16 protein-coding genes and 1 pseudogene are annotated in these 16,871 nt (G+C 34.7%); 1 reads left to right on the forward strand and 16 read right to left on the reverse strand.

The annotated features are described in order from the left end of the window. Positions 1-7: 7 nt before the first annotated feature. From M1D73_RS16675 to M1D73_RS16735, 13 genes are all read right to left on the reverse strand, one after another. A complete protein-coding gene (locus M1D73_RS16675) occupies positions 8-1,180 on the reverse strand; it encodes a 3-phosphoglycerate dehydrogenase family protein (protein WP_025686842.1) in 1,173 nt (390 codons plus the stop codon). A gap of 12 nt (positions 1,181-1,192) precedes the next feature. Further along, positions 1,193-2,275, reverse strand: a complete 1,083-nt coding sequence (gene serC / locus M1D73_RS16680; RefSeq protein WP_016124867.1) for a 3-phosphoserine/phosphohydroxythreonine transaminase — start codon at positions 2,273-2,275, stop codon at positions 1,193-1,195. A gap of 208 nt (positions 2,276-2,483) precedes the next feature. Further along, positions 2,484-2,675: a DUF378 domain-containing protein gene (locus tag M1D73_RS16685; protein WP_000670804.1), complete on the reverse strand. Its 192-nt coding sequence runs from the start codon at positions 2,673-2,675 to the stop codon at positions 2,484-2,486. An 89-nt stretch (positions 2,676-2,764) separates the two neighbouring features. Next, on the reverse strand, positions 2,765-3,832 hold the full coding sequence (locus M1D73_RS16690; protein WP_000739788.1) for a glycoside hydrolase family 113: 1,068 nt from the start codon (positions 3,830-3,832) through the stop codon (positions 2,765-2,767). A gap of 201 nt (positions 3,833-4,033) precedes the next feature. Next, positions 4,034-4,273, reverse strand: coding sequence for a cupin domain-containing protein (locus tag M1D73_RS16695; RefSeq protein ID WP_000997182.1), 240 nt, complete (start codon positions 4,271-4,273; stop codon positions 4,034-4,036). Positions 4,274-4,566: 293 nt separating this feature from the next. After that, the gene (locus tag M1D73_RS16700) at positions 4,567-5,394 is read right to left on the reverse strand and encodes a helix-turn-helix transcriptional regulator (protein ID WP_136363519.1); all 828 of its coding nucleotides are present in this window, start codon (positions 5,392-5,394) and stop codon (positions 4,567-4,569) included. Positions 5,395-5,947: 553 nt separating this feature from the next. Further along, complete coding sequence (locus M1D73_RS16705) at positions 5,948-8,338, reverse strand: penicillin acylase family protein (protein WP_069358124.1); 2,391 nt, start codon at positions 8,336-8,338, stop codon at positions 5,948-5,950. A gap of 75 nt (positions 8,339-8,413) precedes the next feature. Next, a complete protein-coding gene (locus tag M1D73_RS16710) occupies positions 8,414-9,262 on the reverse strand; it encodes a DnaD domain-containing protein (protein ID WP_100655059.1) in 849 nt (282 codons plus the stop codon). A 376-nt stretch (positions 9,263-9,638) separates the two neighbouring features. Beyond that, positions 9,639-11,438: an S-layer homology domain-containing protein gene (locus M1D73_RS16715; protein ID WP_002041482.1), complete on the reverse strand. Its 1,800-nt coding sequence runs from the start codon at positions 11,436-11,438 to the stop codon at positions 9,639-9,641. A gap of 334 nt (positions 11,439-11,772) precedes the next feature. Beyond that, entirely contained in the window at positions 11,773-12,231 is a 459-nt protein-coding gene (locus tag M1D73_RS16720; RefSeq protein ID WP_121868260.1) for a hypothetical protein, read from the reverse strand. A gap of 155 nt (positions 12,232-12,386) precedes the next feature. Further along, the gene (locus tag M1D73_RS16725; RefSeq protein WP_000992202.1) at positions 12,387-13,343 is read right to left on the reverse strand and encodes a DUF3994 domain-containing protein; all 957 of its coding nucleotides are present in this window, start codon (positions 13,341-13,343) and stop codon (positions 12,387-12,389) included. A gap of 56 nt (positions 13,344-13,399) precedes the next feature. Beyond that, positions 13,400-13,729, reverse strand: coding sequence for a hypothetical protein (locus M1D73_RS16730; RefSeq protein ID WP_000587853.1), 330 nt, complete (start codon positions 13,727-13,729; stop codon positions 13,400-13,402). Positions 13,730-13,830: 101 nt separating this feature from the next. Beyond that, positions 13,831-14,169, reverse strand: a complete 339-nt coding sequence (locus tag M1D73_RS16735) for a DUF4064 domain-containing protein (protein ID WP_065212265.1) — start codon at positions 14,167-14,169, stop codon at positions 13,831-13,833. Between the two features lie 283 nt (positions 14,170-14,452). Between M1D73_RS16735 and M1D73_RS16740 the strand changes: the two genes are divergently transcribed. Then, a complete protein-coding gene (locus M1D73_RS16740; RefSeq protein ID WP_000346349.1) occupies positions 14,453-15,160 on the forward strand; it encodes a DNA alkylation repair protein in 708 nt (235 codons plus the stop codon). Positions 15,161-15,270: 110 nt separating this feature from the next. Here the strand turns inward: M1D73_RS16740 and M1D73_RS16745 are convergent, their stop codons facing one another. From M1D73_RS16745 to M1D73_RS16755, 3 genes and pseudogenes are all read right to left on the reverse strand, one after another. Continuing rightward, positions 15,271-15,597: a DUF3895 domain-containing protein gene (locus tag M1D73_RS16745; protein WP_001071909.1), complete on the reverse strand. Its 327-nt coding sequence runs from the start codon at positions 15,595-15,597 to the stop codon at positions 15,271-15,273. Positions 15,598-16,229: 632 nt separating this feature from the next. Beyond that, entirely contained in the window at positions 16,230-16,718 is a 489-nt protein-coding gene (locus M1D73_RS16750) for an SMI1/KNR4 family protein (protein ID WP_042883736.1), read from the reverse strand. Further along, positions 16,715-16,810: pseudogene (locus tag M1D73_RS16755) on the reverse strand (HNH endonuclease); the annotation flags it as partial. The gene M1D73_RS16750 and the pseudogene M1D73_RS16755, both read right to left, overlap by 4 nt. Positions 16,811-16,871: the final 61 nt, after the last annotated feature.

Raw genomic sequence — 16,871 nt, forward strand, 5'->3', positions numbered from 1 at the left:
CTCTCCTTTACACAATCATTCGAACGGCTACAACACCTGTAATTTTGCTTATATTTTCTACAATATTCTCTTTTATTATATCATCAATTCCGTTATCGATATCAATCATTGTGTATGCCCAAGAATGTTTACTACGATTAATCATATCGGCAATATTAATATGATGTTCCGCTAAGCATCCTGTAATTTGCCCTACCATATTCGGGACGTTTTGATGCATAATTGTAATTCGTTTCTTTCCGATATACGGCAATTCTACGTTTGGATAATTTACTGAATTACGAATATTTCCTGTCTCTAAATATTCACGTAATTGACGTGCTGCCATTACTGCACAATTTTCTTCCGATTCAGACGTAGATGCACCAAGGTGAGGCGTCGCTGTTACATTTTTCATCTTTATTACATTTTCATTCGGGAAGTCCGTTACGTAATGTGTAATAATATCTTCTTCTAATGCTTTTTGAAGAACCTTTTCATCTACAAGTTCTCCTCTAGAGAAATTAAATAGACGCATCCCTCTTTTCATCTTCTCTACAGCGTGTTCCCCAATAATCCCCTTCGTTTGATTCGTAAGAGGAATATGCAGTGTAATATAATCACACGTTGCAAAAATTTCATCAAGGCTAAATGCTCTTTGCACATGTGTAGAAAGACGCCAAGCTGTTTCAACTGAAATGTAAGGGTCATATCCGATAACATCCATCCCTAACGCTAACGCATCGTTCGCAACTAAAGCACCGATTGCGCCAAGTCCGATAACACCTAGACGTTTCCCTGCAATTTCTGATCCAACAAATTGTTTTTTTCCTGATTCAACAAGCTGTGGTACTTCTTCACCCTCTAAGTTTTTCGTCCAACTTACACCATTAATAATATTACGTGAAGACATAATAAGACTGGCAATAATGAGTTCCTTTACAGCGTTTGCATTTGCCCCCGGCGTGTTAAATACTACAATTCCTTTTTCTGTACATCGCTCGACAGGAATATTATTTACACCAGCGCCAGCTCTTGCAATCGCCTTTAAATCTTTTGAAAACTCTTCTTGATGTAAAGAATAGCTACGAAGCAAAATTCCATCTGGATGCTTGATTCTATCTCCTACTTCATAACGTTCTTCAGTAAAAACTTGCAAACCTTTTTCTGCAATTTGATTTAACGTTTGAACACGAAACATATCCCCATCTCCCTATCTATTCTCAAGCTCAAATTCCTTCATATAATTTACTAATTGCTGTACGCCTTGTACTGGCATCGCATTGTAAATACTAGCGCGCATACCACCGACTGATCGATGCCCTTTTAACGTAACAAGTCCTCGTTCTTTCGCTTTTTGTAAAAACTCACTGTTCAGCTCTTCTGACGGTGTTGTAAACGGAATGTTCATAAGTGATCGATACGTAGGATCAACTGGTGAAGTAAACAATTTTGATTCATCTAAGAAATTATAAAGAAGTGAAGATTTCATTCTATTTTGTTCTTCAATCGCAGATACTCCGCCTTGCTCTTTCAACCACTCTAGTACAAGTTTCGTTACGTAAATACTAAAGGACGGCGGTGTATTATATAAGGAGTTATTTTTACTGTAAGTTTCATAATTTAACATTGTCGGACAAGAGCGATCTGCTTCCCCAATTAAATCTCTTTTTATAATAGCAATCGTTAAGCCCGCAGGTCCTAAATTCTTTTGCGCCCCCGCATATATAAGACCAAACTTCGAAACATCATATCGCTCTGATAAAATATTTGAGGACATATCCGCAACGAGCGGCACTTTTTCTACATGTGGAATGTCCACATATTTTGTCCCCTCAATTGTATTATTCGTTGTAATATGTACATAATCTAGTTTTTCATCACTTAATAAACCGTCCAGTTTAGGAATCTTAGTAAACTTCTCTTGCTCGGAAGAAGCAATCACTTGTACTTCCCCAACTTTTTCGGCTTCTTGCAATGCCTTTTTAGACCATGAGCCAGTTAGTACGTATCCAGCTTTTTTATACGTATTCATTAAGTTCAACGGTATCATAGAGAATTGTAATGACGCACCGCCTTGTAAAAATAAAACTTCATACTCATCAGGGATGCTCATTAATTCACGAAGTAAGTTACTCGCTTCCTCTATAATACTTTGAAAATAAGAAGATCGATGACTCATTTCCATAATAGACATGCCTGTCCCGTTATAATTTAATAGCTCCTTTTGCACTTTCTCTAAAACTGGCAAAGGGAGTATTGATGGTCCTGCTGAAAAATTATAGACTCTCTCCATTACCCTCATAACCTCCCTATTTCTCATCGGATTATTTTTTAAACTTTCTGAATTATAACCTAAAATATAATATGTGGTCAATTTGTTTTCTATTATTAGGGCGCAAGACGCGATGGAATCGCTTGCAAGTGCAGACTTTTTTATGGACATATAAAAAAGTGTTAAGTACATAATCGTACTTAACACTCTAATAATGAAAGAATAATAGCTAATCGTTCGTAAAGAACCGATCAAAAATTTGATAAATAGCAGAGAGACCAATGAGCCAATAAATAGTGTCCACAAGCGCCGGCATAGAACCAAACCATTTCTCAACTACATTGTAATCTAACGCTACAAATAACCAATTCAAACCGCCAAGAATCACCAAAATTACTGTAAGGTAAGACAAAAATTTCATTATGATTGCCCCCTAGGTGATAAGATGGTGAAAGGCCTTTCACTAGAAATATATGTAGTAAACTTTAAAACTTACCTATTTTATAAAATTTATTTTCTGTACCACCCGTTAATAACTGCCTCTGCTTCTTTACTATGTATTTGATACGCATGTGTACTATCATTAGAGCCAATAAACCAAATTGAAAAACCTTTAAAATATGGTTTCGGTTCTAATACATCGCGGTAAGCACGCCATCCATTTAATTGCACATCCTTCGAAAACACATTTGAAACATCTGGATTCCATGGATTTTGTAATCCAAGTTCACGTGCTGGAACGTTAAATCCACCGAAGTAAACTGGCTTTCCTGTTGCATTATGTAATTGTTCCAATTGCTGAACAACATTTTGCCCACGATTATATACTGTTGTCGCAAATAAACTTTGCTTCACTTCTTCATATGTTGGATTTCTTTTTCCTGAAACTTCAAACCAACTGTCTATGCTAACAATATCCACCTTTTTTAAATACGGGCGATTGATTTTCTCTTTAAACTTCGCTTCATAAGAAGGGTCCCAGCTTGCTGTTAACCACCAGTTCATTTGATACAAAACATTTCCTTTATACTGATTACGAACAAAATCAATTGTATCGCTCCAGTATCCTTCTGCATACTCCATATTCACGAAATTAGAAGCAATCTTTAGTCCATACACATTGTATTTACTTGTAATGGAATTAAAAATATCTTGCAGAATAACCGTCTTCCAATTCCAGAAGAAATCATTAATGTTACTTGGGTTCCATTCTGTCTCTCCAACATTCCCCTGCTGAATATACGGGAACGGTTCCACTATAACTTGAATATTACGCTTTAATAATTCTTGAATTAAAATAATAGCTTGTTGCTTTTGCGCTTGATTAATTACCATGTTCGTAGAAGTCACATTTGGGATATCTACTTGAATCGGTACATTTACTGTATTTAAATTTAAACGCTCTACATCAGCTAACACTTTCGCTACATTTCCAACTTCCCATACTGTTACGTTTCCTGATTTGATTTTTCCAGATTGAACAGTATTTACATCTGCCTGTACATTTCCTTGAAAACAAAAAGAAAACAACATAAGAAACACTCCTAAAAAACTTATTAAACTCTTATTTTTCTTCACAACTTTCCCCCTATAATTTTTGGCTTTCTTGATTATTTTATACAACGTTTCATATATATTCCACAAAAAATCCAATAAATTTTTATTGATAAAAATGCTATTCATCCTTTATTCACATCTTACTCATACTAAGCTCCTAAAAATAGTAAGATAAATAAAAAAGGAACGGATTTCCGCTCCTTTTTTATCTTTTTACAATTATCAATCCATTTCCCTTTTAGGCTCTACCAACATGATATGGGATTCCTTTTCAGTGAAAGGTTTATGCTCAACGCCTCTCGGGACAATAAACATCTCGCCTTTAGAAATTTTCACCTGTCCATCACGAAAATCGATGAACATCTCCCCTTCAAGCACAATAAATAGCTTATCTGTATTAGGATGCTCATGCCATATAAAATCTCCATTAGCTTTAAAAAGCTGAATTTGATCGTCATTCATTTCACCAATCACTTGTGGATACCAATAATCGTTAATTTTAGATAACTCGTCATTTAGTTTAATAGGTTGGTAATGGATAATAATCCCTCCTCAATTTCAAATTCCACTATATTACAGTAATATAAGTAAAAAAGTCGTTATTACGCTTAAAAAGAAATTGCTCCGGCCAGAACTTTTCATTCAGATAGTACAAAGGAGTGATTTCAATGAAAGTACTTTCAATCCAATGTTTCCTTTAACTCTCCATAAGTATAGAACAGTGATTTTCAAATAAGAATGGACCCCTGTTGACATTAGTATGGATTATTGATGAACTTCTCGCGATATTTAGTAGGCGAAATGCCAACTCGCTTCTTGAAAACTCTACTAAAATAAAAAGGGTCTGCGATTCCAACAGCCTGCGCAATTTGTTGTACAGGCACATCACTTGTACATAACATTTTTTGAGCCATCTTTATACGATAGTTCAATAAATATTCTGCTGCCCCCATACCTGCATGCTTTCTAAACACGTAAGAAAGACGATTTCGATTAACATTATTTTGTTCTGTAAGTGTATGAATTGTAATATCTTTATAATAGTATTTACGAACGTAACTAGATATTCGTTCGAATAAAGTATGCGACTCATAATTGCTTTCTCTATTGAAAACACTTAATAAAGCTTCATTCAACGCTTCGCGAAACAGCATTTCGGTCTGAAACATCGAAATGCCTCCACGCTGATTATATACATCCCAAAGACGCATAAGTAATTCGACAAGACGAGGAGATTGTCCTGTTAATAATTCAAAATGCTGATGAGTAAAGCCAGAGTCTTCTCGTTCTGAATTGCTTATCCGATATAAAACAAGAATATATTCCCAGTTTATTTCACCAAGCATTTTATGGGCTAATGTCATTTTTGCACCCCCATGTATAACTTTTCCTGGGGAAAGAGTATACGGCGTACCATTAAATTGAAATTGCGTCTTCCCTGTAATTGGAAATACAAATCCTGGGAAAAAATCTGTAGACTCAGCAAAAGGCACACCTGGATTTTTAGCATAACGATATACTCCTTCTACTCGGAAAGGAGTATTGGCAAGATACTCTGCTAACTCATTCACGTCTAACTTCACAATACACGCCTCATTTCAATAATAGTTTTCTTGTAATTCGCGAGATTAATTGGTGTACATTCTGGGAAACGCTAAACTAAAAATAGTACATACAACTTAACAAGATCTGGTTATTAACCTATAAATATATTGTTTTTCATTTATTGACCAAAGTATCCTCCCTATATTATTGATAATGATTTTCATTGTAGTTTGATAAAAAAACATTTGTCAAGTTGGCTGGCCTAGAAAAATGATGAAACAAGGGGGATAGAGGAACAGTTCTGTTGCAAATAATACCTAGTCTTTGTTAACTAATTCCCCTCAAAACTGGAATGATCATGTTAATAGTTGTAATGACTTTATTAGTTACAGCACTTACAGCATGTGGAAATAATCGTAATCCTGAAGAAGTTGCTACAGCGTATTTCGAAGATGGAAACAGCCTACTATCAAATTAAATGATAGTAGGCTGGCTGTTAAAATTATTTAAGAACTGGGTTATGTTCTAAATGATAAGCTTTCATTATCAAAAAGAGTATTACTAGTTCCCTCCACAAACAAAAACACCCTATCACTTCGGTTCTAAATTTAGCACCTTCCCCTCTATCCCCTCCGTATTCAATGTAGTCGTATGATACGTGCCATTTACCCAATCATCTATTTGATCATGATACCAATCGCTTCTAAAATGGCCCGACTGTCCTGGCCCTACGATATGATAACCGTTTGACATATCTTTCGTATCAATAATGAATCTCCAAGACGCCCCGTGATTTACAATGCCGTTTTCGCCGTAACTCGCTGCTTGCACGGTAACTTGGCTCCCACCAATCGGAACTGGTTTCTCACGATTAAAAGCGAGTAATGCTAACATACTCGATGATTTCGAAATTGGATGTGTAAAAGCGAGTTGATGGTAATCGCCCCACTTCCACTCTCCAATATCGGGTCCATATTCCTTCTGCAATTTCTTCATTACATTCTCGTACGATGTATGCACAACTTTTGTGAAACCTCCGTACTTCGTAAACCAAACGCTATTTTCTCCCGCTACTTCTTTTCGAATCAATTCATCAACAACTTGTGACTTCCCTTCAAATAACTCCATTACATCTTTCGGTATTTCTTTTGAAAATAACGTATTTGAAATCTCTTTCATTAACAAATGGAATATTAATGGTGCCGCTTCATCTTTACTATCGTAAAAATTCCACTTTGTTAATTGGTCTACGCCTTCTTTCTCTACCTCATTTAAAGATGCTTTATTTAACTCTTTTAAAAATATAGGAGTAAACTCTTTCCCATATAAATTCTTTTGATCCATCTGTAACTCTTCTAAATCTTTCACCGTATACTTTTCCTTCTCTTGCAAAAATTCTTGAATACGCATTTGCCTATATGGCTGCGCCCACGTATTGCTAATATGATACGGATAATCATCATCAACAATTTTATTATTCGCAGTTGAAATAAACCCTTGTTTTGGATTAATTACTTTTGGAAGTTGATCAAACGGGATATACCCTTCCCATTCATATTCATCTGTCCATCCTGGAACAGGTAAGCTACCATCACCTTTTTTACGCACTGGTATATTTCCATTCGCTTTATAAGCAATTGTGCCATCGTTTGATGCAAACACAAAGTTTTGGGTTGGTGTATGAAAATCTTGAAGAGCGGTTTCAAACTCATTCCAGTCTTTTGCTTTGTTCATATTTAATACAGCTTTTAACTCAGCTGACGGTTCTAAAGCTGTCCACTTTAAAGAGAATACTGTTTTCGTTTTCTCCTTCCCCTTATCCGCAAACTCTGAAATTACTGGTCCATGCCTCGTAATCGTAACGTTATAAGGAATTGTCTTCCCGCCTTTTACTTTAATAGACTCGTCTACAACGGTAGCTTTCTCCCATTTATCGTTATACAGAAATTCATTTTCATTATTAGGATTTCTCTTCTCAATATATAAATCTTGCACATCAGGCCCTGTATTCGTAACACCCCACGCTATTTTGTCATTGTGTCCTAATATAACACCTGGTACTCCAGCGAAAATAACGCCACTCACATTTAAACCTTTCATTTCAAGTCTCGTTTGATACCAAATAGAAGGCGTCGCAAGAGATAAATGAGGATCATCTGCTAAAATTGGCTTACCTGACGCACTCTTCTCACCGCTCACAACCCAGTTATTACTACCGTTAAACTCCGGCGGAATTATCGTTTTTGAAAAACTTTGTGCTACGTCCACATTTGTATTTTTCAGTTCAGCTAGCAATCTAGGAGCATCTTTCGGATATGCAGGAAATAGCTCATTCGCTTGCTCTTTCGGAAGATTTTTCAGCGCCCAATATCGAAATGCCTGTCCGTGCCAATGTCCTCCTAAGTCAAACGCCATATACTTCCCAATCGTTAAAGTATCAACAATTGACCACTCAGCAGGTTCATAACCTAATATAGTAAACTCAACTGGTAATTTCTTTTCCTTTTTCGCCTCACGTATAAAAGCGTTCACCCCATCAGCAAATGACTGCAGGGCATCTTTCGCTTCTCCATTATATTGACTAACTGAAGCTTCGGCCGCTCGCCGTAAACCGAGTGTTCGAAACAATTTATCTCGGTCAACAGCTGCTTCCCCAACAACTTCACTTAACATACCAGAAGCTTGTCTTCTACTTAAGTCCATTTGAAACAAACGATCTTGCGCTTGTACATATCCTTGTGAAAAATATAAATCATGTGCATTTTCCGATTTAATATGCGGGACACCTTTACTATCACGCTTCACCGTAACAGCGTGTTGTAAATCCTCTAGCTTTATCGTTCCATCTATCTTTGGCATAGATTTCAGCGTATATATGTTCAAAAAAATCGCAGCGGAAATAACTAACAAAAGAACGATACTACTAGCCCAAATAAAAATTCTTTTTCCCCTTTTTCGTTTCTTCTTTATAACGACTTCCATATAACCACCCCTTTCTCACACTATTCGCTTCTATAGTAAAAGAACCTTTTAGACTAGAAAAAATCCTTATCCAAACTATGGATCATACGAACCAAATACTTCTCTCCTATGCATTCCTTCACTAAAATCTACTCGTCCTTTCTTACACCAATTCCTCAAAATCCCCTTCACATAAGCTAACGTTTTCTTATTATTTTCAAACGCAATTTTAAGTGCCTCTAACACTTTCTCTCCAGAAAGTCTTTGTATCCAATTCTTCAATTCCTTCACAATATATGGGGATAAACTACTAATATTTTGTTCATAAAACTTATAAACTTCACTATTTGGAACGTCCTCTTCTATGGTTTCCACCTCTATCTCTTCCGCTTCTTCTTTCTCTTCAATAACTACTTGTGAACTACTATTATCCTCTTCTTTTGGCATACCAAAATGCTGCAGTACTAATGGAATCTTGTATTCTTTTTCAAGGCATTTACGTAAAAATATATGTATGAACTCATTACTTTTTATAGTCTTTAACTCACGTAATACGCACTTCTCCACATTCGTATTTGAAATAGGGTTATAGTGTAACCAATTTATTATGAATACCTCTTTCGTTTCCGTATCATATAGAATCTTTCCATACTCAACAAACCTGTTTAGCAACTTCTCAACAGTCTCCATACTATAACCTGTTTCAAGCTCTGCCACACGCTTCGGTAATATGTAGATACCACATTGCTTCGTTTTCGTACCAGTTAACAAATATATGTAAAAATAACGCTCCTCTGGCGTTAAATCTAATATGAATTCATCTTGCCAAAAGTTCACCTGCACATTACGGTATACCGCCATATGTTTCCCTCCACTCTTTGCTAGTAAATAGGAAAATTTTAATCCTTCATTATAAAGATAGGAATGCGGGAATGGTTTTGGCATTCGAATTACAATTTTTTTACTACTACAACGCCGGTTTCATTTTTTCGCGCTTGTTTTGTTCTTGTAGTTGTTTTTGTTTTTGCTTTTGTTTTTTCTTAGTGATTTATTACTTGGTAGGGGCTTATGAGGGGCTTGGAAGGGCATTCTACATTACAATCTATCAAATACAATTGTTCTTCCTACTAAATAGGAGCTATTCCAAATTATTATTTTGGATAGCTCCTTTCAAATTCTTCTTATTTTTTACTTCTACCAATGTCAGCTTCTACATACAATTTCTTCTGCTATTTGCGGGCAGTAAAACTCTCATTTCAAAATTTGGTGAATAAACTGCTTGATTGCAATGCGAGTGGCCCTCACTGATTAAAGTTTCATTTTATTTTTGCATTGAATCTAACATCTTCACAATAAAGGCAGCCGCCTGACCACGAGTTGCTGTGCCTCGAGGATCAAACTCATTATTTCCAATACCATTAACTACCTTTAAACTATATAATCGTTGAACCGATTCTTTGTATGTTATTAAATGCTTATCTGTAAATGGTAATGCTACTAACTCACCTGTAATTCCTTTATATCGTAATGCTTTGTCAATCATAATAGATACTTCTTCACGAGTAATTGGTGAGTTAGGATCAAAAATCCCTTCACCACGACCATTAATAATTCCTGCACTTGCACAACGTTTAATACCGTCATGAAGTGATGGATGTGCCTCATTGATATCTACAAATGACTTATTTCCCTCTGGTAGTTTAAGAGCATTCGAGATTAATTTCGCAAACTCCGCTCTCGTTACATTTCGATATGGAGCAAATACACCATTGCCTTCGCCTTGCATAATACCTAGACTGTTTAATTTACGAATATGCCCTTCAAACCATCCACCTGTAATATCATCTTTTGGTTTTTGTACTTCTTCCTTAGGCTTTTGCACTTCTTCCTTTGGTACATTGTAGTTAATTTTAATCCAACTTGGGTCATAGAAAATCCATTCTCCAATACCTACTTTATACCAACCATTTTTAACCGCTAATACTTTGTAACGATCTCCGTTTGAAGCTTTACGTACAACACGATGTTCAATGCCCGCATCACTACGTACATTGATGCCACTACCATTTACCACTAGTTCCATGCTAGGTTCAGCTGGATTATTTTCATTTGGATTAAATGAGTCATTTTTATCTTGTAAAGGCGTATCAATCTGCGCATTTATATTTGCATACCACTGAATTCCTTGTACGAAACCAGCCCAATTACCTCGTGAAATTAAAATGTCAGGACATTTTTTCCCGCTCCATTGTTGATGCTTGTATATATGATCTGCACCAATTCCTTCTTTGTTCATTAAATAACCTGCAAGTCGTTTTGCATTTTCTAACGCTTTATTGTAATCACCGTCTTGGTTAACCGCAATCTCGATACCGATAGACTCCCTGTTTCCTGAACCATCTCCATCTCCTGCATGCCAACCATTTTCGTTTGTTGGTAAGTGTTGATAAATTTGTTTATCATCTACAGTAAAATGCCATGAAGCTGTTCGGAAAGTGCCTTCAGTTGCTTGCTTGTATAAATATTTCGCATGATTTTCAGCATTAGCACCAGCAGCTGTATTTGCGGTCTCATGGATTGTAATGTAACGTGCTTTCATCGGATTCGCAGGACGAATATCAGGATTTCCTGCTGGAACAATCCACTCCACAAATGGAACTCCTGCAAGTGTTCCATATTTCTTCGTACTCTGTGCACTATATTGAATACCTCTTGGCTTTGCAACAGGTTTCATTTGACGATCAGATCCATCATTTCGACCATCTACAGATTCAAATGCCTTTTCAATGTTTGAAATAGCTTCCTTTTCTGCTACTTGTCCCTTCTTAGCATCTTGCATTTTGTTTAATTCTTCTGTTTCAACATGTTTATGCTTATATTCTTCTAAAAGCATTTTTTCATTTCCAGATACTTCTGCTTCGTTAATTTGTACATGATCAGGAACTTCCAACTTGAAATTAGAATAATTTAATCCGCTCGTTCCGTGTTCTCCTTGGGCAATATTAAGTTGATCAGTTTGAGATTTGTTGATCTCTTCTGCTGATGCTGATAAAGGTACGCTCCCTAAAATCACTAGACTTGTTGATAGTGCGATTACTTGTTGTTTGATTGTCTTATTCATTATTATAATAAATACATACACACTCCCACCGTGTATGTATCTCAACCTCCCTTTATTGTCACATTAATTTTTAAAAATATGAATCTACTATGTAATCCTAATATATTTTCTTTTTATTTATATATTTAAATTATCATATTTTATACCCATTAAGAAAATATTTATATGTCATCCCTACAGATGAATTTCATCTAACATACTTTTTATAAAATTCATCAACAAACATTATTTTACAACTAATTACAAATACCGTCAAAATAATCAATTTAAACTTAGACAAATAACTGGCATACAATTTCATAATAAGAGATCCTATACTATCGAAATACATCTATTACAAATTCCCTTTAACGTTTTCAACAATCTCATTTATCGTATTCCGATCAAACTTATCACTAATTTCATATGACTCACGATCTCCTACGAATTGCACGCCTACGATATCATTGCGATCCTTACCGTATTGCACTTCAATAATAGATCCTCGCTCTATTTGTTTCCAAATGAGACCTGCTTTATCTTTATTATCTAAAATAATGCAGTCTTCAATATTTTCATCAATCCCAATTAATTTATTATCATCCATATATCCAATCTCGTATTGTTGCCGTTCTTTCGCTTTGCCACTTACTAATATACCTTTGCTACCATATGAGTAATCCATATAGTCCTTTTTCTCCGTTTGTACCGCTTTCGACTTTTGTGCTTCAGTTTTTTCAGCAGTCCCACAACCTGTAATAAGACTGATTGGGATAACCACTATTAATACGAATCTAGTAAATTTCTTTATCATTTGTAACCAACCTCATATATTTAATGCAAAACTCCATTTATTACTCTATTAAAGAATAACATGATATTAAGTAAACAGAACGAAAGATAACATATTATTTACATACTCGCACTTTAATGAAGGACTAGGCCATTTAAACCTAGTCCTACATAACTTTAACTTTGCTTCACATACTTAATTGTATGAAATGACGTCTCATTAAATAATTGCAAGTTTTCCCCATCATAATCTTGAACTTTATATGCTATTTTCTTTTTTTGAATTGTATCTTCTACACCGTCTACTAAACGTTTATTGAGATGTAAATAGATTGTAAAAGCTTCCTTATCATATTCCCAAGTGCCTTCAATATAATTCTTTTTATTTGGATACTCACCTTTACCATACGTTTCAAATGTCTTATCACCTTTTAGAATAAGTGACATAATGAAACCGTCTGTTCCTTTGAATCCCCAATTACCGATTAATTCCGTACCATCTTTCACATTCTTCATAACGTTATCCGTATTAATTCCAGCTTTCTTATCTAACTCTTTCAAATCTTTCACAGATACTGTACCGTCACCGATTTTAATATCCCCTTCAAGATCTTTGAATGCCTTAAGCCAGTAAATATCTCCTTCTTTCACTAACTTTTCGGATTTCTCCATTAACTCTTTATCAGTCTTATCGCCTTTTTCTCTTTTTTCTTTTCGGGTGAATACTTCATTTATTAAAGAAAAAGACTCTCTAAAATAACCAATTGCTTTTTCAAAATCCTTTTGTTGATTTACATACTCTGCAGGGGGATCTATCGACTCAAATTTATCTAACACTTTATTTAATTCTTTCACACTATCTACTATATCTGATTTCTTTTTCTTACCGTCAAAAACCTCTCTTGTAATATTGTTATGCTCCGCAAACAACTTATCAAACTCTACCCCTAATTTATACACTTTATTAGGATAGTCTTCCTTTGAAACTTTTTCTTTCTTACTATTAGACTTCGATTCTTTTACTTTAGACTCTTCCGTTTTCTCCTGTTTAGAAGTGTTCGTTTTCTCAGAAACTCCACAACCAAATAACAACATGACCGGAACTGCTACCCCTAGTAGTTTCTTTGCATTCATGACTGATTTCTCCTTCTACTTGAATGGATTACTCTTGCTATACCCATCCTCTTTTTTTATCTTGTAATTAAAGTTACAATCGCAATAACTCCTAGAATCGGTCCCCAATATTCCATTTTTATAAAAAATAATGAGTGCTTTTTGTTAAACATAACTTTTTCACCAGTTTCGGCATCTATATAAACTTTCCCATCTGGCTTATTAATATATTTACCTAAATACCAAGACATAACCCCTGATATAATAAACATTACCGCCATTGGCCAACTATGGTCTTGAAAATATGTAGCGTCCCCCGTTATAGATCCAAAGATAGCCTTACCCAAAAGAGTATTAATAATTACAATAATTGCGACTAAAAAACCCCAACCAGACCAAATAATCATTTATTTCTCCTCCTAAAGCATACAACTTTGTGCTTTATGTTAATTTGAACTGCAAACGAAAATGTTTAAAAAACCGAATATTCAGACGTTAATAATTATATTTAGCTTACATTCGATTCTAACTGTAATGTTCTAAATGCAAATGAACCAGATATAATTTGTAAAATTGTCGGAATAAGTAAAAAGAATAATGACATAAATAACATAACTATAGGAATCACAATCATACAAACTCCATAAACTTTATTATTAACCTTGTTTACTAAACACGCTAAAATGAACAACCCTATTTGAACCGTTAAAATAATAGAGTAATAAGCTAAAAGTTCGTAATCAACACCTTCCATAATATTAAACGCTACAACTATTAATATTATAGAAATAATAATTCCCAAAATGCCACCAATTAAACCTAATACAAATTCAGGTGTTCTTTTCAATTCAATCCCCCTTTTTTGAAAAACTAACAACTTGTATATTTTTCCCATTCACCATCATACCAAATATTTATTGGAAAAACTATACAAATCATTTTTATTCTACTGTACTTTACTTCTAACTATAGATAACTTGTAGCAGTTACAAAATCAAAAGCTTCAAAATTACTAACCGGTTTCGATACTTTTAGAAAGTAGACATACCCCTTGAATACAATTAGTATTAACATATGAAATACGAAAGGCTTAAAAAGGCTTTCACATGAAGAAAGGAAGTTGCACAACTATGGATTTTAAAACAGTTATGCAAGAACTTGAATCTCTAGGTAAGGAACGAACGAAAAAAATATACATATCTAACGGTGCGCATGAGCCAGTATTCGGAGTAGCTACAGGTGCCATGAAACCAATCGCTAAAAAAATAAAATTAAATCAAGAATTAGCTGAAGAACTTTATGCCACAGGCAACTACGATGCTATGTACTTTGCAGGTATTATTGCCGATCCAAAAGCTATGAGTGAGTCTGATTTTGATCGCTGGATAGACGGAGCGTATTTTTATATGCTATCTGATTATGTTGTAGCAGTAACTTTATCGGAGTCAAATATTGCGCAAGACGTTGCTGATAAATGGATTGCAAGTGGGGACGAGCTTAAAATGTCTGCCGGCTGGAGTTGCTACTGTTGGCTATTAGGAAATCGCAAAGACAATGAATTTTCCGAAAGTAAAATTTCCGATATGCTTGAAATGGTGAAAGATACAATTCATCATTCTCCAGAACGAACAAAATCCGCTATGAATAATTTCCTAAACACTGTGGCAATCTCATATGTACCACTACATGAAAAAGCAGTCGAGATTGCAAAAGAAGTTGGTATAGTTGAAGTCAAACGTGATAATAAAAAAAGCAGTTTGTTAAATGCTTCTGAAAGTATTCAGAAAGAACTTGATAGAGGAAGACTTGGTTTCAAGCGTAAGTATGTAAGGTGTTAAAAGTATGAAGGTGTCAATCTAGGAGAGATTGACACCTTTTTAGTGGACATTACTAGACTAACGGAGCTGCAAGTTAAAGGGAACCAATCATTCATCTCCCACTATACATCTCAAACTTCTTCTTTCAATTTATATACCCTATCTCTTTTCTCATCATCTTTGATAAAAATAAGTTTTCCTTCTGTAACAAAACCTTCTAATAGTAAACATACTTGTCCATATGCTTTAGGCTTATTCGTAGTGAATCTTTCATCGGGTATTTTACCAGATCGTATTAATCGTTCACATAGCTCAAGCGCACTTATTTCTTCAGAATCAATTAATTCTAAAATATCTTTTTGTAATGGTGATAAAGGGGCTGGTACCTTACATACCTCAGCTACCTCCACCTTTTCTTTTTCTTCTTCAAATAAATCTTCAAATGAAATTTGATTCATTACATCTGTTCCTTTCTAACGATTGATTTGTATAATATGAACTGAATCCTATAGCGTATTTATTATTATGTATTGCTTACCTTTTTTCATAAATCTCAAACTCATGTACATCGTTTCATATAGTATGTTTTGATTATACCAAATATATGTTCTGTTTTCTATTGTAGAATTTTCATAACAGAAATGAAAGTAATAGTGAACATTTTTCTTCTCTTTAGTTGTATAAAAAATCACGCAAAAAGTTTACATAATAAAATTATAGTGCTCTGTTAAATTTCTACGCTAAAACGCAAAAAAACACTCGTTGCCTTTAATCGACAATCGAGTACTTTAAGTTCATCTATTTTTAAGTAGCATAAATTGGTAAGTTTTGTAGTAACAGTATGACACCTTTTACATGTCATGACAACTACTACGTTAAAACTTACGAGTTTGTACGAGTTCGTTAATTTAATATACATTCCATGCGTTTTATATTCATCACACAGTAAAATGTCATCTCGCCTAAGCTCGTACTTCGTTTTCTATTCTATCATTGCACACAGTACTCCATGATGGTACAACCATCATGGAGTATCAATTTTCAAACACCCTATTATTTTTTCTATCCACTTCACATAAACTTTATTTTTTTAATCATGTAATTTATTTAAAAAATCAGTAAATGTATCTGCAATGTAAAATACATTCTCTCTTGCACGTTCTTCCACTTGTTCTTCTGTTAATCCTTCTTCTCGCAGCAACATTTCTTTTTCACCAGCATTTTCATGTTCCCAAAATACCACAACAGGGTTATTTTTGTCATTTTTATAGTCAAAACATATTAAATTTCCCGCTGGGTCAAAAGCAAAAGGAACTAATTCTGCTGGTAGTGTATCCTTGTAATCATCAAATACTTCCATAATATTTTCATCATCTTCCATATCGTAACTTAATAACGTTCCAAAAACCTTTCTTTTCCCTTCAACTTCAAACACCTCTGGACTAACATGCGCTCCATTATTATTCATCACACATTCTATATAATCTAAAGGAAAATTAATGTTCAATTCCTGTTCAACATTCTTTACATCTTCTCGTATAATAGGTTCATCTGGTGATCTCCATTGTACCTTACTCATCTGATTCCATCCCCCCATAATGCATTTCCACCTAAATGGTTAACTTTATGCGTTTTAGACACTACTAACTGCATTTTACCAGGTACTTGATGATCCATGTCTATCTAATAAAAAAGCACTCGTTGCCTTTAGTCGGCAATCAAGCACTCTAAA

The organism is Bacillus sp. PK3-067 (genome assembly GCF_056738645.1).